This window comes from Paenisporosarcina indica (assembly GCF_001939075.1).
Classification (GTDB): domain Bacteria; phylum Bacillota; class Bacilli; order Bacillales_A; family Planococcaceae; genus Paenisporosarcina; species Paenisporosarcina indica.
The window spans coordinates 736,832-755,784 of the sequence record NZ_MPTA01000001.1; the positions used below are offsets into that span (position 1 = coordinate 736,832).

An 18,953-nucleotide genomic window follows, 5' to 3' on the forward strand; every position below is an offset into this window, starting at 1 on the left:
GTATATAAAAGGCTCATCACTTGAATAAGTGATGAGCCTTTTTACATGCATTTAAAAAAGTAATGGAACGTATGTGTGTTATAATCGGAGTTAATCTTTTTGAAAATACCTAAATATCCAATGGACTGTTTAATTTAAATCAGTTTTTTGGAGAATACTAAGTGGAAGAAAATTCGAATATAGTCACGTTCGGTGAAAGGGGATGACGATGAGTAAATTATTAGATATATACCCAATTGCAATAGAGCAAACTAAACAAAAAATTTATGGGAATATGGATCGATATATGGAAACTCAAGCGGAGTTGCCTGAATTCGAGAAATACCTTTCTGATAAAAAAATATATATCGAACAGATATGGACAGATCTATGGATCAATAAAGCATCAAATGATGTCCCGAAAAAAGAAAAAAAGATGTACTTGAATGAAAATGGTTATATGACTACAGGAGTAGATCATAAACAAATCAGCAAATTGTTCCGTAACAAAATGAAGAATTATAAGCCATTTAATGTTCGAGAATGGCTCATTAAAACACACAAAGAAAACCCGAAAAACTGGGAGCAGAGATATGTAAAGGCTAGAGGTTCTTTCTCTAAATTTCGAGAAGAGCAAAAGAATTCGGAGGAACGATGGAACATTCAATCATTGCTTAAGGAGAAAACAGACAATTTCTTTGAAAAGCACTCCCTTTCATTATATGTACATCTCCGATATCAAATGGCCAAACAATTAATAAATGACCTCCTTACCAAGCCGAAGTACAAAAACATGGAGCCTTATATGATTGAAGAACGCCTTGATATAGTAGGGGATTTTAATCATACAGAATATGTTTTGGTGAATGAATTCCTTGGTGAACTTACTGGTAATATCCACTCTATTTTTGATTGGGGAAGAAGACATTATGAATACGAGACCTATTACTATCGGTATGAAAGGCTTGTCACGGATTTCATTTCGGATTTTGCTCCTACAAAAGTAATTGAACTACTCTCTGATAAAATGCAGCTAACATTTTCGAAGGCATATGGGGAACAGCTTAAAGTGGGCTTCCTTAAAAAGTTGATTCGTGATGAATTAGCTGAGTTATCGGAAACCTTTTATGAAGAACTGCAAGAAGAATTCCTAAGCGATTTACTAAAACTTGCGGAATTCCCTTTTGATGAACAACAGCATTTGAAGATATTCGAAAAGGATGTAGCGGAAAGAGAGCGAAGAAAAGAAGAAGAACTGGCAGAACTGGCTAGATTAAAGGCCGAAAAGGAAAGAATCATTGATGATATTTTTGGCCAGGCCTTTACTCCTACTTTAGGAAAAAGCATGAAGTATGTTTTGCATATAGGCGAGACCAATTCTGGAAAGACACATCAAGCACTCCAAAAAATGAAAGTTGCCGATAGTGGTCTATATCTTGCTCCTCTGCGTCTCCTAGCCTTAGAAATTTATGACAAGCTAAATGCAGAAGGTATTCCATGCACATTAAAGACAGGGGAAGAAGAAAAGGTCGTGGAGGATGCTAAACATTTTTCTTCTACGGTCGAGATGTTCCATGAGCGAGACTTTTATGAGGTAATTGTCATTGATGAGGCACAAATGATTGCCGATAAAGACCGTGGCTTTTCTTGGTTTCAAGCAATCATGAAAGCAAATGCCAATGAAGTTCACATAATCGGTAGTAGAAATATTAAATCCATGTTATATGACCTGTTAGATGAAGCCGAAATTGAATTACACGAGTATAGCCGCGATATCCCTTTAGAGGTAGAACCAAGAGAATTCGTTCTCAAACAAACGAGAAAAGGCGATGCTATTGTCTGTTTTTCCCGTAGAAAAGTTCTTGAAACTGCTTCTTTATTGCAAAGGAATGGGCATAGAGTCAGCATCATTTATGGCAGCATGCCACCAGAGAACAGGAAGAGACAAATCCAGCTTTTTAATCGTGGTGAAACCTCAGTTGTTGTTTCTACAGACGCCATAGGGATGGGATTAAATCTACCAATCCAACGCATTGTCTTATTGGAGAATGAAAAGTTTGATGGAACACGCAGAAGAAGATTAAACTCTCAAGAAGTAAAGCAAATAGCAGGACGGGCGGGACGTAAAGGAATTTATGACATAGGAAAAGTGGCATTTGCGTCTGACATTCAAGCAATGCAAAGGCTCCTCGAACAAGTAGATGAACCTGTACAAATCTTTGCTATTGCACCTACCTCACAAATATTTGAACGGTTCCAAAAATATTACCGCAACATGGGATTGTTTTTTGAAATGTGGGATCAGTTCGTTCCTCCAAAAGGAACGAAGAAATCATCTCTATCACAGGAACGAGAACTTTATGAGCTGATTCGAGATACTGAAATCGAAGTGCGTTTTTCGCTAATGGATTTATATGGTTTTCTCCACTTGCCATTTTCAGGTAAGGAGCAAGGGCTCGTACATCAGTGGTTTAAAACGATAAAAGCAATTGCACAAAGCAAGGATTTGCCGGAACCGGTTATCGCAACGAAAAATCTCGAAGATTTAGAACTATCGTATAAAGCCATAGGACTTCACCTGTTATTTTTATATCGTATTAACAGAAGAACCGAAGCGGTATATTGGGAACGTATTAGAGAAGAAATAAGCAACGGTGTTCATGATCAATTGAAAGATGAAGTGGTTCATTATCAGAAAAAATGCAAGCGATGCAGGAAAAAATTACCAGATGATGCGCGGTTTCCAATTTGCGATGAATGTCATCAAAGCGGATATAAAAATATACCGAAATTCCATCATCACCGAAAATAAAAAGGATATAGAATACTTTTCCACCAAGAAAAGTTCTATATCCTTTACTATTACTTCCGATTTTCACATACTACCATAGTTAAACTGCCATTCAATTCCAAACTTATCGGTTAAACTGCCATAACTTTTGCTCCAAAAAGTTTCTTGTAGCTCCATTCCAACTTTTCCATCTTCTTTTAGTTTATTGAATTTGGAAGTCACATCTTCTAAATTCTCATTTACATAAGCCAAGCTAATGTTATTTCCAACTATAAAAGGCATCCCTGGGAAAACATCTGAAAACATCATAGTGCTTCCGTTAATTTCAAATCGTGAATGCATCACCAGGTTCTTTGCTTCTTCCGGTAAAATATGGTCAGGATGTGGCGGTGCATCGCCAAAAGTCATGATTTCTGGTGTTTCTGTTTCAAACACTTGTGCATAGTAGTTAATTGCTTCTCGACAATTCCCGTTAAAATTAAGATAAATCTCAAGTGCCATCTTCTTCACTCCCGTGTATATGATTTTAGATAAAATTCTATTTGTTAGTGTAACATGAATAGTAATTTTTTTGAACTTTTAGATATATCCCGAATGACGAGAAGAATATCAGAATCGGAAATTGGATTATATTCAAAAAAGCTCGAGAGGAATGAATATGTATACCGACCATAAGGAACAATTCAAACAACACACATATAGGTTAAGACAAAACTGTTTGATGTAATCTTTAATCTCATTTAATCAAAAAATAAGAGCGAACTCCTTTTGCATGAAGGAGTTCGCTCTTATTTTTTTGATTGGGCATGTGTGATTTGCGAAATACCAAATACTCCTGCAATTTCTTGCAACTCCGGAGGTAGGACTCGAACCTACGACCAATCGGTTAACAGCCGATTGCTCTACCACTGAGCTACTTCGGAATAAAAAAATAACATTGTAATAATAGTATGACCAATAAATGGCGAGCGATGCATTCGTTTAGATAAATTGTTTAACTTATTTGCCCAGTGGTAAAACTGGGGGAAAATACGATATGTGAACAGGGGAGAATCTGCTATGGTCACTGAGAAGAAAAAACAGCAGAGTCATGCAAACCGATTTGCTTATTCAAGCCGAAATTTTTGGGGTGGCTTTCTATTCGGCCTCGGCCTTGTTGCCTTTATAGATGAGACCGTTTTCCATCAATTGTTGCATTGGCACCATTTTTACGACAAGTCCACGACGGATATCGGACTGGTATCTGATGGGTTATTTCATGCATTGAGTTGGTTCGCTACGATTGGATCATCTTTCATGTTAGCCGATCTTCATCGTCGACATGCATTTTGGCTCAAACGGTGGGTAGGTGGAATATTCTTAGGAGCGGGTACATTCCAGTTATATGATGGGACTATACAACATAAGTTGATGCGTTTGCATCAAATTCGCTACAATGTGGATATTACATTGTATGATGCTATATGGAATATTACTGCTTTCGCGATGATTGTTTTTGCATATATCCTTTTTGTGCATGATCGTGTAGGAAAAACGGTTAATAACAGTTAATATGGGTGCTAACAATCATGAAAATATCACGTTCATTACACAAATCTTCTTTGCAGTGCCACTTGTTCTAGCAATGTTATGGTATATAATCGCAGTTATTGTGACCTCACGTCGCTATAAGAAAAAATGGCCACTCCATCGAACTTTTTTCTGGGTCACGGGGATCCTCTGTGCTTCAATCGCGGTGATTGGTCCGCTGGCAGAACGTGCACACATGGATTTCAGTTCACATATGATCAGTCATTTACTTCTAGGCATGCTGGCACCGCTACTAATGGTGATTTCAGCACCGATGACACTCGCCTTACGAACATTGAAAGTGAATCATGCACGCAGACTTTCTTTTTTACTTAGAAGTCGCCAAACAGGTATATTAACTAATCCAATTTTCACGACACTTATCAATGGTGGCGGACTTTGGCTTATTTATACGACCGACATCTATATGCTGATACAGCAGAACATGTACCTAATTCTGTTGTTTCATGGCCATGTATTTATTGCAGGTTACCTATTTACGATTTCCATTATATATATTGATCCAACCTCCCATAGAAAAAGTTTCGTGTACCGATCATTCATATTATTGATTGCAGTTGCGGGTCATGGAATCTTATCGAAGTATATTTATGCTCACCCGCCTAATGGAGTTACTAAATCCCAGTCGGAAACAGGGGGGCTGATCATGTACTACGGTGGAGATGCAATTGAACTTGTTCTAATTTTTATCCTTTGTTTTCAATGGTATAAAGCGACACGTCCTAAAGACTGGTTACAGGACATCGTAATTTAGTTCTGATACCACGATAGCTTTAAAAAGGAACCACTATACTCAAGCCTATTTAAGTATAGTGGTTCCAATTTTATTAAGGGTAGAAGGGGTCATTCAATAAAGAACTGATTCTTTCTTTGTTTTAGATATTCAAAGGTATGGACTTGATGCAGCTTAGACTTTCAATAGGTTGCAGTCGCATGTAGATGGAGAGATGAAGAGCAGGGTATGACTCCGAACGATTATACAAAATATAATTAGTCCAGCACAAAAATGCTTTTTTTGAGTAATAAATTTTTTGGACTAACGTGCGCTTTTCTTACGTAAGAAGGCGTCTTTTTGTATTTGGCCAATTTAATTTAAGAGGATAATAAAATAAAGATATGATGACAACTGAATAGAATGGTTACCTAATGACTAAAATATAATTTGACAAGACACCAAATGGTGTTGTATTCTTAAAAACAAATAAGACACCATTCGGTGTCGTTTTGAGTTGTGCAGATCAGGGGGAGAGTGATTTTGAACAACACAAGACCAAATAGAGATATTTATGACGCAGTTGCCGATCCAACGCGGCGTAAACTGCTTCGTTTGTTGGCCGACGTGGAAGAATTGCCTCTCAATGAGATAACGGTTCATTTTCAAATGGGTCGTACAGCAGTTTCTAAGCATTTGGCTATCCTTAAAGATGCTGATCTCGTAATTGCTCGAAGGGTTGGTAGAGAAACGAGGTATCGGTTAAATCCCACTCCGTTGAAAGAGATTCAAGATTGGGTATCTTTTTACGAAGGATTTTGGAAAGAAAGAATTGTTAAATTAAATCATTTATTGGAGGAAAAAAAATGAAATCAGATGTATCATTAGATTTTCAATTTAAAAGTTCAATCGAGCAGGTGTGGAGCGCTTTAACAGATTCGGATACACTTGCAAAATGGATATGGAAAAATGATTTTAAACCAGTCGTTGGACATAAATTTCAATTCCGAGCTGAGCCAAATGAATGGTGGGACGGAATTGTAGATTGCGAAGTGCTCGAAGTCGACGAGCCTCATATATTATCTTACACTTGGGCAAGTGCCGGAGAAAGCACTACGGTTACATGGACTTTGAAAAAAGGTTCGGATGGAACTTCCCATCTACATTTCGATCAAACTGGATTCAGTGAAGAAACAAAAGCACGCCAAGGAGCTATTGAGGGAGCTAAATATAGTTGGATGCAAATGGGTGATCAGCTCGAAAAAGTGTTGGCAGAACTTTAAAAATGATTTCTTCATCCGCCATAGTACCTGCTTTTCAGGACTAATATTCCGAGTGGGTACTTGAAGATATAAATCAAATAGAAATTGATAATTATTAATATTAATCGCTTTAAACAAATAAACCATTCTTCAACAATAGGGTGCAATTCCGTAGCAAGAATTGTACTCTTTCTTTATGATAAGGGCGTATTTCTGAAGTAAGAAATGCGCCATTCTTTTGCAATATTAGAAATTAAAAACAAACGAGCAATTCTCCGGAATATAGTATAGCCAGTATTCTTTAAACAATTTTCTACAATCGGACGCTTTCCGGAACACGGAAAGCGTCGTTTTTACGGAATAAAGAATTGAGTTAAATTACAAGTTTTAAAATAATTGTAGTTTAACAAACCATTAGTAAAAACATAACAACGAATTTAGAAAACTTCGTTTAAAACTAGTATGAAGTCGTCAATTCGAAAATGACACAACAAATTCTATTAAAGTTTTACTAACATGGCAATACTAAATTTAGAGAATGGAGAGGGTATAAATATGAAAATAAATAGATTAATTGCGAACAATATTAACAAGTTAGATTCAGCACTACCAGTAGATAAATCGATTGGGATTGCTGGTTTGTCTGGATCTGGTAAAACAACTTTTTGTCAAACAATTGGTGAAGAATCCAAGAAGCGTCTCGTTTCATTATTGCCAAAGGCTGAATATCAGTATTTATTTTCCAATATTATGGAAACCAATTTCAGTGCCATCAAGATGGAAGAAATGCCTTTAGTACTTTTTCTCGGAAAATCATCCATTTCTTCCAATCCACGTTCAACAATTGGCACACATACTGGCGTATTTAAAGAGATTCGTGATACTCTCGCTGAAAAATTTAATCTTTCTCCAGAAGTTTTTTCATTTAATAATGAATTAGGCTGGTGTCCAGCATGTAAAGGACGCGGTACTACCAAAAATATTGAATGTAAAAAGTGTGAAGGCAAACGCTATAATCCAGAAGTCCTGCAATATAAGATAGAATTGTTGGATCAACCACATAGTATTTCCGATATTAACAACTTAAGTATTGAATCGATTCTATCATTAGCAGAAGTTCTACATATTAGTGAAACGAAACAACATATTCTTAAAAATATTATCAATATGAATATTGGTTATTTAACATTAAATCGCATTATGGGTACATTGTCAGGTGGTGAATTAACACGACTTTACTTGGCTGAATTCATGGCAGCAAGTGAAAATACCGTTATTATTATTGATGAAATCTCCGTGGGTCTTGATCACCAAACACTATTGAAAATTTTAGAACAGATTAAACATTTAGGATATAAGAATCAAATTTGGCTGATTGACCATTCAGACACAGTGCTCGACACAACAGACGTGCAATTATTCTTTGGACCTGGCAGTGGGAAATACGGTGGGAAAATTGTTGAAGTATCCCCACGTCCAAAACCAATCACTTGGGAACGAAATCGGGCAATGCCAACAGAATACTATCAATTTCATGATCTTTACAGTCGTAATATTCAAATGGCTGAAATTCAAATTCCCAAAAATAGAATTGTCACTTTTACGGGGGAGTCTGGATGTGGTAAATCTACGCTTGTCAATGAGTGTATAGCCAAAGATTTTCTCGATCGATATCCAAAAGATAAACTGGTAATGGTGGGGCAAAATCGAAACCAATCGATTACCAGTAGGTCAACAGTTGCTACTTTTCTTGATATTAAAAAGAAACTCACCAAATATAGTGAAGATATTGATGATATTTTTCAGCGCTCGATTGAAGATATTATTGATGAACTGCCAAACGAAGACATCGCTCATAAACGCTTGAGCTTATTGATCAAACTTGGACTTGGTTATTTGACATTGGAAAGAAAAACACAATCATTATCGAATGGTGAATTTCAATGTGTCCATTTAGTTTCTGAGCTGTTTGCCAACTCTAGAAACCCACATACGCTTTTTATTTTTGACGAGCCTTCAAAAGGTCTATCACAAAATATTTTAAATCAATTCATTGATAGTGTCAGGGTCATTCTGCAGGATGAATCTGTCTCAATAGTAATGATTGAACATAATTCTTATATGCTAGAAAACTCTGATTTTATCGTTAATTTTGGTAAAAGACAGCTTGCACCTGTGGAGCATCTTGATGTTGTCAGTCATGATGACTATTTTCGTCAACAAAACAGTACGGATAGAGTTGCTCCATTGCATATTTCTTCAACTATCAATGTACAAAATGGAATTAACTACTTAGAAGAAAATCAGATTGCCTATTTTAATAATGCAGAAAACGTCTATAAGGGCGGGATCTTAAAAAGCTTATCATCAATGGCTCGTTTGATATACGGTGAATACGAATCTGATTCAATTGCACCCGTCATCGCCATTGATCTGGAACGTCACTTGTATAGTCAATATAGTTTTCTCTATGAAATGGGTGGATTGATCAACCATATCATTGTGGCGCATCCAACCAATAAAGATACGAGTAGTTTCGATTTCTATTATCAAGACAATCATTGTCCAAGCTGCTCTGGCCGTAGGATGATTGAAAAATTTGATTTTGATGTTGTTATTCAGGACAAAGCCGTACCATTTTGGGAGGGTCTATTGCATCCAGACGTGATGGAGGTATTAAAACATTATCAATATCCAAAATTGCAATTCATTTTTGATGAAATTAAGAATGAACTCGGCCACGATCTGAGTAAAAGCTATAATGAAATGACAGAAGAGGAAAAGCATACCTTTTTATACGGGTATTGGGAAAAGTCGTTTTATGATAAAGCAGGTAAGACGCAGAGAACATGGCAAGGCTTTAACAACATAATTGGAATGTATATGTTCATTTCGAAATCGATTATTAAAGAGCAAATGAAAGCTTCTAAAGAGAAGATTACATGTCCGATTTGCGAAGGTTCTGTGTTAAATCATCATAAACAGCTCAAATTTGGCGATACGGATATTCGTGAGATTATAAAGCAGCCGATTGATCAAGTTTTGAAAACAGTAGGAACTTTACCGGAACTGGAAAAATTGAAAGCTATTGTAGGCGGCGATATGGCTTTGACGGAAGATGTCTCTCTGTTGCCTAGAGAAACACAAGTCGCTGTGAAAATGCTTGAATTAGAACTTGCAAGCTTTGCTGGTTATGAAATGGTACTGCAAAATGTATACCCATTCTGGGACAGTATTAAAGGCAATATTGAATTCATCAGCAACAGTAATCAGGTAACCATCTGTGATTTTGACAATATCAATGAGACGAGAGAAACAATCATAGACAAGTATTTCACTAATGGAACATATAAAAAACTAACATATGTTTATGAAGCGTTTGGTTACAAAAAACTTGTTACGCATATTAATAAGATAAAGAAAAGTCATCCATGTCCATTCTGTAAAGGAAAGAAAGTCATATCCGAAGATAATCTACATGACGGCGTATTTAAATTAACGATACCTTGTGTGAGTTGTAATGCAAGTGGTATCAATGATGAGGGACTTCTGGAAGTTGTCGAAGACATAGCAGTAGAAACATGGCTAACTGGAAAAGTCAGTGATGTTGTTAGTGAAAGCTTAAATCTTGAGCCTGTTGCAAATCTTCTAATTTTCAATCGTATTCGTGAGTTGAATAAACAAGAAATGATGGCGATCTACCAATACCTTGAGCAAAATAATTAAATTAGATTTATTAAAACAAGTGATATTTAAGTAATGAACTAGCTGTCAGTCAGTGAAGAAAACTCATTTGAATTAAGAGTTTTTATGTTTTTCTGAAGGGATCATGCTGGTTTAAGAGATAAAGGAGATATCAATGGAAGTTGCATACGAAACTAGCAGATTATTGTTAACGGTTTTTCAACAAAAAGATCTCGATGCTACAAAACATTTTTGGGGAGATGCATATGTGATGGAATATTCTGGGGGTGCCACACCTCATGAAAAACTTTCTCAAGTTCTAGAAGGCTATGAAAAATGCCATCAAGAAAAGGGATTATCAGTTTATGCAGTAACGGAAAAAAGTACAGGAAAAGTCATTGGTGCAGCCGGATTTAATATAAGCGATTCAGTCGAGAAAATTGAGTTAATTTATCATTTTTCAAAACCAAGCTGGGGAAAAGGATTCGCAACCGAAGCAGCAAAAGCGTGCATTGAAATTGCAAAACGACTTCAACATGTTGAGCTTATCTACGCGTCAGCAGATCCACATAATCTGGATTCCACCAAGATTTTGGAGAAGATTGGATTCAAGTTTATCGAAATGAGATGGTTTGAAGACACCAACCAGAACGAACCATATTACGAATATCTTGTTCGTAAATGAGATGGCCAGACCATAATATTCAGTTAAAATCATACCAACAATGGAAAAACTAAAAAATGTGGCAACAGACTGTTTACGGGAGACGTAAGCAGTTTTTTTATGGTTTCTTCAAAATCTTTAAATATATACACCTCGATAGTCTATATTCATTCTTTACTCGCACTCAAAACATCCAAAAAAACCACATGTCTTACACACGAACAACTTTTGCAACAAAATAACCCACTTATTTTCTATTTGTTGATTTAAAAGCCTGATGTATATGAGAGGGAAGGGGAGAGCATTAATTTTGGAGAGACATTGGGAAGGGATTTCATTTTTGCATATAGACTATCGAGGTGTATAATTAACAATAAAAGGAGTGTTTTGATGAAAATACCTTCTTTCCAAGATAGTGTTGGTTTCAGTGTAAAAGATACTTTGGCTTTATATTGGCTACATATCGTTTCTACGAATCCTACGTATCCCAAAGATGTGTACCAACAATTTATTGAAACCTTTCCTGGTCGAAAAGTAGGGTATGAATATGTTGCAAGAGTCGCAAAACAATTAGAAAGCAATGGCTTCCTAACATCGACTGTAAATGAAGCAAAGAAAGTGTACTCAATCACTGAGGCAGGAACAAAACGTCTACACGATTACCAGGACACTTATTTCAAGCGATTTAATGAAGTAGCGACAGTAATCAATCGCATGTATTATCATTTGACCCATAATGGGAAGAAACCTGAAGCTCCATCGATGGCACTCCATCCGGATTTCCGTCCATATCTGGCAAAACTTCTCTCAGTCAAGGATGTCGTAAGGTACATGGCATTAAAAATGAGTCTCAATCGATCTTCTTTTTACATGGCGGAAGTGGGGGATCAAATGGACGATTTATTCGGTTGGTCACCATCAAATGGCTATTTATATCAATTGGTCCATGAGATGGAAGAAACAGAATTATTATTTGGTCAATGGCGGGATGAACGGCGAACGGTTCGGATATTGAAAGGAACCGATGTAGGGAACCAGTTTTTGCATACTGTCGAACAATCGCTATTGGAACGTGTTATGAGTGTCCGCACTTATCTTCACTACATTTTGAAATTTTTAAATAAAGAGAAATCAGCAAACTGAATTGTTAACTTTGCATAATTTGTCGAAATGACCAATTAGAAATATACCATCCTTATGATACAATTGCGATAATACATTTTTGTGATGTTATTAAAACAGACTCAACATCAATGGAAGTACTTGATTACCAAACAAAAAAACACTTATATAGATCAACATTGTCCGAACCCAAATTCCTATTGAAGGAGCAAAATACTTGGATGTTAAACTAAATCACAAAATCATTAAAGAAGTATGCGGTACAGTCTCCTTCAAAAAGGGAGACTCTTTTTATCGTACGGGTAAAGTCTCTTTCGAAAGTTACGGTCCAGAAAGTTGTATAGCCGTCGTTTCAGGCACCGAAGATTTTAAAGTGTCGATCGAGAAGAAAATGAATGGCAAATTCAACTCCACATGTAGTTGTCCAAAACTCGTGTCTTTCGAGAAGGATTGCCAGCATATTGCTGCCGTTCTATTATCAATATGCGAGCACCAAAACCGTGGTACATCTACTAGCAATCTCCATGAAAGTCTTGATATTCATCCTGTCCCTGATCAAGGACTTACTGATGGATTCATAACTTTGTTCCAAAAACAACCCAATCGAGCAAGAAAACAGCTGCACTTTGAAAAAAGGCTGTTACTTGATGTCGAGTTTACATGTAAATTGGTCACGGTAGGCATGGGACAATACATGTTAGGTATAGAGCTAAGGGTTGGTCAGTCACTCGTCCAAGATATCCGGAACTTCCTGAAGCATTTGAAAGATGGAACGCCAATCTTGCTATCCAATTCATTTAGTTATAATCCCAGTCTCCATTGCTTTCAACTTGAAACAGATGCAGTTTTAGGGAAACTCATTGACATCGTCAAAGACGAACAAATGTACATGGATGGTTTATTAGATCCTTCAGATACCTCAATTGATAAGCAGGTTTTACTGATTCCGCCATCTTCTTGGAACAGCCTATGTGACAGCCTGGAGAATGCAAAAAATGTTAAATTGGAAAGTCCGACTCAGACGTACGAAGGTCTAAGGATATCAACAGACCCTCTTGATTTAAAATTCATATTTGATGAATCGGCAGGAGTAGACTTTCAGCTTACAATCCACGAATTGAATCGAATGGCTGTTTTGCATTCATATCAGTGTGTCCTATATGAAGGTACACTTTTTCGAATGGACAGTGATGATTGCAATCGTCTCTATGAACTGAAACAGATGCTGAATTCGTCAGGAACGAACCTTATTCTCATTCCAAACGATCAGATTGAGTCATTCCTCGAAAAAGTGGTTCCAGGTTTGAGAAAATTAGGTGAGGTCCAGATCTCTGAAGGAATTACCAGTCAGTTCTTGAAAACTCCATTAATAGCGAAGTTATATTTGGATCGCGTCAAAAACCGTTTGCTTGCTGGACTTGAGTTTCACTATGAAAATTTCGTACTCAATCCACTGGAAAGTCGGGAACTGAAAGCAGGCTCCATGCTCGTCAGGGATATCGAGAAAGAAGAAGCTATCCTTCGGCTGATGGACGATAGCATGGCTGTCAAAACGGACGGTGGGTATTTTTTGCATAACGAAGAGTTGGAATATGAGTTTTTGTACTATATCGTCCCGAAAATTCAGAAACTTGCACAAATATATGTAACTACAGCCGTCAGAAATCGCATTTTCAGGGAGAATCCCCGTCCGAGGATCAGGGTGAAAGTCATGAAGGAAAGGACCAATTGGTTGGAATTCAAATTTGAAATGGATGGCATTCCTGAAAAACATATTCGTGAGATTCTATTGGCCCTCGAGGAGAAACGAAAGTATTTCCGTTTGCGAAACGGATCATTGCTGTCATTGGAAACAAAGGAGTTTGAAGAAATCAATCGTTTCCTGAATGCAGGACCGGTTCAGGAAGATGATTTGGAAAAGGGATTGAACTTACCATTAGCGAGTGGGCTTCAACTGTTGAATTCAGCCGATGCCAAAGCCTTTTCATTGGAAGAATCTTTGCTCGAGTTTCTTGAAAGTATCCGCAATCCTGAAAGCATGGACTGTGAGATACCGAAAAGCTTAGAATTCATACTGAGGGATTATCAAAAAGTGGGCTATAAATGGATGAAAGCCCTTGCCAGTTATGGATTGGGAGGGATTCTTGCTGATGACATGGGTCTGGGTAAAACGCTGCAAAGCATTACTTACATACTTTCGGAGTTACAAGATATGCGAACACGGAAGCTTCCGGCTCTAATTGTTTGCCCATCCTCATTGACCTATAACTGGTTAAGTGAACTGAACAAATTTGCTCCAGATGTCCAGGCCTTGATCATTGATGGAACTCAAAAGGAAAGAGTCCTGCTTCAAAAGGATGTATCGGATATGAATGTCTTGATCGTTTCCTATCCGTTGCTCCGTCGAGACATAACTTGGTATGAGAAACAGGCATTTCACACCGTATTTTTTGATGAGGCACAGGCGTTCAAGAATCCTTTTACACAAACTGCTCGAGCCGTGAAGAAAATAAAGGCAAATCATCGTTTCGCACTTACCGGTACACCTGTGGAAAATGCGCTGGAAGAACTTTGGTCAATTTTCCACGTGGTCTTTCCCGAATTGTTCCTTGGCTTAAAGGAATTCAGCAACCTTTCAAGAGATACAATCGCCCGTCGTACTCGACCATTTTTGCTTCGTAGAATGAAAGAGGATGTTCTTGCAGAACTCCCCGAAAAAATTGAGACGAGCGAATCCATGGAGTTGCTTCCTGACCAAAAGAAACTTTATGCAGCGTATTTATCCAAACTTCGTCATGACACGTTGAAGCATCTGGACAAAGAGGGTATCCGTAAAAATCGCATTAAAATCTTGGCAGGTCTGACACGGCTACGGCAGATATGTTGTCACCCAGCACTGTTTGTTGACGGCTATAATGGGAGTTCAGCGAAATTTGAACAGCTCATGGATATCATTGAAGAATCCAGGCTTTCCGGAAGGAGGGTGCTGATTTTCTCCCAGTTCACGAAAATGCTTGAACTTATCGGAAGAGAATTAGCGAGTCAAGGACTTCCATTCTTCTACCTGGATGGTAAAACGCCATCAAATGAACGTGTGGAAACCTGTAATCGATTCAATCTCGGGGAACGTGATTTATTCCTGATTTCCTTGAAGGCAGGAGGGACAGGTCTTAACTTGACAGGTGCCGATACCGTCATACTGTATGACAATTGGTGGAACCCGGCTGTCGAACAGCAAGCCGCAGACCGTGCACACCGAATGGGACAGAAAAATATAGTACAGGTCATCAAGCTTGTAGCCCGAGGAACGATCGAGGAAAAAATGAATGAACTACAGGAGAAAAAAAGACTTCTGATTGAAGAAATTATCGATTCGGATAAACATTTTTCTTCCGCTCTGACGGAAGAGGACATTAGGGAAATCTTGATGATTTAATATATTTTAGGTAGTACAAAAAGACATTCATCGATCTTATGATGAGTGTCTTTTTACTATTTAAATACAATTATCTCGACTTAGTTAAACTATTAGGTCATATAAAGTCAAAACGAATAATAGAATAACACTATAAAACATCTTCTAAAATCAATGGGGGACTATAATGAAGAATTATGAAGCACGCCATGTTTTCATGTTATTCGGCATTTGTATTTTATTAGTGTCACCGGTCTTTATTTTATTAGTGCCATTAACCGTTGTAGCAACTAAATATGATAAGTTGGGGGCATGGATTACCTATACACCAGGAGCGAACTATCTTTTGTTTGGCTTAGGGGTGATATTAATCTCATTTGCTAGCCTAATCGTATTTTTTCTAAATCTAAAAAAAGGTGCAATTGTTGGGGGATTGATTTGTACGATTCTTTCCGGAATTGCTTTTTATAGTTCGTCATTACCTTATGTGACGTTAACCAATGATGAAATATCTTTTCGAAAGGTTTTTTCTTTAGAAAGACAAACCTATTCATGGGATGACCTCGATCGTTTTGTCTATTATGAAACTCCGCAACAAAAAGAAGAGACACCATATTATGAATTTTATTTTACAGATGGAAACATGCTCTCCATGTATCAAAACGGTCATTTCACTGAAGTGGTTCAAAAAAATGTGCATAGTAAAGTCATGCTGTTGGGTATACCAGTTGAACACATTCACGATTATTAAAAGAAGAATAGAATAAATCCCAATTGAGCGATTTTCAAAACTGTCAACTACGTATGGAAAGACCGTTGACAAAATTTTAACTTTAACATATTGTATAAATATTACGAATATTGTGCCCTATAGAGGAGATTGTTTTATGAGTGTGACTATTCTTAACTAACCCGTTAATTTCATACGGTCTTGAAATAAGTGAAAAACCGAGAATCTCTTGGTTTATTCAGCATGCACTTTTTCAAGTATTGTTAAGAACAAGCATCATAGCAAAGAACAATGGATAACTCCAGCTATGACATGTATTTGTCATAGTCTTTTTTGTGTCTAGAGTTGATTTTGAGGTACTAACTCGAATAATAACTAGTTTACACAAAAAAGGGGTCCCGAAATTTCTAAGCCGTCATGAGTGTTTTCATGACGGCTTTTTTCTGTAAACAAAAAGGAGGAAACAAAAAATGAACCAACAGGCCATTTATGTATTGGGTTATCAAGAAATAATACAAGAAGTTGGCAGTTATGCCATTACCGAACGTGCTAAGAAAACAATTGAAGAATTGCGCCCATCAACTAACAAGAAGAAGATTGAACATGGTTTAAGTGAAGTACACGAAGCCCTTCAAATAATGAAAATAAGTTCAAGTGTGCCATTGCATACTTTGAATGATATAGAGCAATACATTGAACTGGCAAAGAAGGGCTTATACATTCGAGCCGATCAATTTTCCAAGATTCTTTCATTTTTGGATCACTGCAGTAAATTGAAGCGTTTTATGAAGGATAAGAATTATGTAGCGCCAACCATCAGTCTGTATGCCGAGTCAATTGAGGATTTGAACGAACTAGAGAGTGAAATTAGCCGCTGTTTGAGGCATGGGCAGATTGACGATTACGCTTCAAAAGAACTGTTGTCTATTCGAAAACAGTTATCCATACACCTGACAAAGGTGAAAGAGAAAGCTCAATCCATGGTAAAGTCGAAATCGATTACGCCCTATTTACAGGAGGGAATCATTTCGGAAAGAAATGGACGTTTTGTATTCCCGGTAAAAAGAGAATATCGGAACAAGGTTAAAGGTACAGTCATTGATACTTCAGCTTCGGGAGCCACTTTATTCATGGAACCCAAAGAACTTGAAGAAATGCAGGAATCAATCGACTTACTGAAAATTTCAGAAGAGCATGAAGTCGAGAAAATCCTGTACGAACTTACCGAGAAATTCCTTGATCATGAAAATATCCTTAAAATAGCGATGGATACCATGCATCACTATGATGTTATTTTTGCCAAAGCCAAGCACAGCCAAAGCATTGCCGGGGAGCGTCCTTTGTTGAATGAGGATTATTGTATTCACTTAATAGGTGCACGACATCCCATGTTGAAGGAACATGCAGTACCACTATCTCTGCAATTTGGAGAAAATGATCAGGCACTCGTCATCACGGGACCGAATACTGGAGGGAAGACAGTAACATTGAAAACAATCGGCCTATTAACCATGATGGCTCAAAGTGGATTGTATATACCGGCTAAAAGAGGCAGTTCATTGCACATATTCAATCGAATCTTCGTCGATATTGGAGACGGGCAAAGCATCGAACAGAATTTGAGCACTTTTAGTTCACGCCTTTTGAATATAATCGAGATTTTGAAACAGACGGATAATCAGTCCCTTGTTTTGCTAGATGAGCTAGGTTCCGGAACGGACCCAAGTGAAGGGATGGCATTGGCGATAGTCATTCTCGAACAGCTTTTTGACAAGGGAGCAACCCTATTTGCAACGACTCATTATAGTGAGCTGAAGGATTTTGCTGACAAGAAGGATGGATTCGTCAATGGATCGATGGAATTTGATATCGAAACGCTTAGGCCCACGTATCGACTGTTATTGGGGGAAGGTGGTAAAAGTCAGGCATTCGATATTGCATTGAAGCTTGGCTTACATCCAAAATTGATTGAAAAGGCATCACTGATTACTTATAAAAATGAGAAGCAGCTTCCAGCTAATCCTAGTGAAGTTGACTTAAAAGATCATCATTATTTACAACAACTATCCACAAATAAATATGCCAGAAAAGCGAATGCGAACAAAGTTTCAATAGGTGATGAAAAGATTATAATGTTCAATCAAGGAGATAATGTTACGATAACTGCTACAGAAGAGACTGGAATCGTCTATAAAGGACCGGATAGTACAGGGAATTATATCGTTCAAGTGAAAGATGTAAAGAAAACATTCAATCACAAGAGATTGAAGTTGCATATTAAAGGCAGTGAATTGTATCCGGATAATTATGATTTTGATATTATTTTCAAATCCAAAGACTACCGTAAACTGAAGAAACAGTTCGATAAGAAGCATGTCGATGGTTTGAATTTGGTTGATGAGGAATAATACTAATCTTTATAAATATGTTGGTAATGCAAGAAATAAAAGACAACTTTTAACTGAACTAGCGATATGAAACACACAGAACATCTATTTTAGGCTGCCGAAACCCGAATTCTTGAGGTTTTGACAGCCTAATTTTTCATTTATTTATTCATTTTGGAACTATTATCTTGTACTTTGATCCGTGATAAAGTAGCCAATCATACAAAAAAACATTTCGTTCGGAATTTTCAGAAATTATCATTGACATCTTCTCCCACCACTATTAATCTAATATTAATATTACAGTTTTACCATAAAACGCATTTTAAGTGTTATATATTATACTGATCGCTGTTCAAATCCTATGGGTTTGCCGATAGTACAAATGCTTGTCAACTTGGAGATTATGTGGTCAGGATGGCTACAAGATAAGGGATGGATTATTTTACGCATGGCTCCGAAACATATCTTGCAAGTTCATTGAAAGCCTTCCTCAACTTGGTGGGCAATCGGAGGCTTAATATCGCGAAAAGTATATATACGATATTGCAGATTTGAACAGTTGATTTGTTTGAACCAAGAGAAAATAAGAATTGGAAAGACAACTCGATGGGACG

12 protein-coding genes and 1 tRNA gene are annotated in these 18,953 nt (G+C 37.2%); 11 read left to right on the forward strand and 2 right to left on the reverse strand.

The window, feature by feature from the left end:
- The first annotated feature begins 208 nt into the window (after nt 1–208).
- Nucleotides 209–2,791: a helicase-related protein gene (locus GY23_RS03505; protein WP_075617810.1), complete on the forward strand. Its 2,583-nt coding sequence runs from the start codon at nt 209–211 to the stop codon at nt 2,789–2,791.
- Between the two features lie 63 nt (nt 2,792–2,854).
- Here GY23_RS03505 and GY23_RS03510 read toward each other — a convergent pair whose 3' ends face one another.
- Entirely contained in the window at nt 2,855–3,271 is a 417-nt protein-coding gene (locus GY23_RS03510) for a VOC family protein (RefSeq protein ID WP_075617811.1), read from the reverse strand.
- A 350-nt stretch (nt 3,272–3,621) separates the two neighbouring features.
- Nucleotides 3,622–3,693: transfer RNA gene (locus GY23_RS03515), tRNA-Asn, on the reverse strand.
- A gap of 136 nt (nt 3,694–3,829) precedes the next feature.
- On the opposite strand from GY23_RS03515, the gene GY23_RS03520 reads away from it, so the two are divergent.
- The 10 genes from GY23_RS03520 to GY23_RS03565 all read left to right on the forward strand — a co-directional run bounded on the left by GY23_RS03520 (nt 3,830) and on the right by GY23_RS03565 (nt 18,357).
- A complete protein-coding gene (locus GY23_RS03520; RefSeq protein WP_075617812.1) occupies nt 3,830–4,321 on the forward strand; it encodes a DUF2243 domain-containing protein in 492 nt (163 codons plus the stop codon).
- Between the two features lies 1 nt (nt 4,322).
- The gene (locus GY23_RS03525) at nt 4,323–5,114 is read left to right on the forward strand and encodes a cytochrome c oxidase assembly protein (RefSeq protein WP_075617813.1); all 792 of its coding nucleotides are present in this window, start codon (nt 4,323–4,325) and stop codon (nt 5,112–5,114) included.
- Between the two features lie 495 nt (nt 5,115–5,609).
- Nucleotides 5,610–5,942: an ArsR/SmtB family transcription factor gene (locus tag GY23_RS03530; protein WP_075617814.1), complete on the forward strand. Its 333-nt coding sequence runs from the start codon at nt 5,610–5,612 to the stop codon at nt 5,940–5,942.
- A complete protein-coding gene (locus GY23_RS03535) occupies nt 5,939–6,355 on the forward strand; it encodes an SRPBCC family protein (protein ID WP_075617815.1) in 417 nt (138 codons plus the stop codon). The genes GY23_RS03530 and GY23_RS03535 overlap by 4 nt, the downstream gene beginning before the upstream one ends.
- A 534-nt stretch (nt 6,356–6,889) precedes the next feature.
- Nucleotides 6,890–10,060, forward strand: coding sequence for an ATP-binding cassette domain-containing protein (locus tag GY23_RS03540; RefSeq protein ID WP_075617816.1), 3,171 nt, complete (start codon nt 6,890–6,892; stop codon nt 10,058–10,060).
- 133 nt (nt 10,061–10,193) lie between these two features.
- Entirely contained in the window at nt 10,194–10,703 is a 510-nt protein-coding gene (locus GY23_RS03545; protein WP_075617817.1) for a GNAT family N-acetyltransferase, read from the forward strand.
- 369 nt (nt 10,704–11,072) lie between these two features.
- Nucleotides 11,073–11,825, forward strand: a complete 753-nt coding sequence (locus GY23_RS03550) for a PadR family transcriptional regulator (RefSeq protein WP_075617818.1) — start codon at nt 11,073–11,075, stop codon at nt 11,823–11,825.
- Nucleotides 11,826–12,021: 196 nt separating this feature from the next.
- On the forward strand, nt 12,022–15,240 hold the full coding sequence (locus GY23_RS03555; protein WP_075617819.1) for a DEAD/DEAH box helicase: 3,219 nt from the start codon (nt 12,022–12,024) through the stop codon (nt 15,238–15,240).
- A gap of 166 nt (nt 15,241–15,406) precedes the next feature.
- Nucleotides 15,407–15,970 carry a hypothetical protein gene (locus GY23_RS03560; RefSeq protein ID WP_075617820.1) on the forward strand — a complete coding sequence of 188 codons (564 nt, stop codon included), beginning with the start codon at nt 15,407–15,409 and terminating at the stop codon, nt 15,968–15,970.
- Nucleotides 15,971–16,419: 449 nt separating this feature from the next.
- Entirely contained in the window at nt 16,420–18,357 is a 1,938-nt protein-coding gene (locus tag GY23_RS03565; protein WP_075617821.1) for an endonuclease MutS2, read from the forward strand.
- The last annotated feature ends 596 nt before the right edge of the window (nt 18,358–18,953 follow it).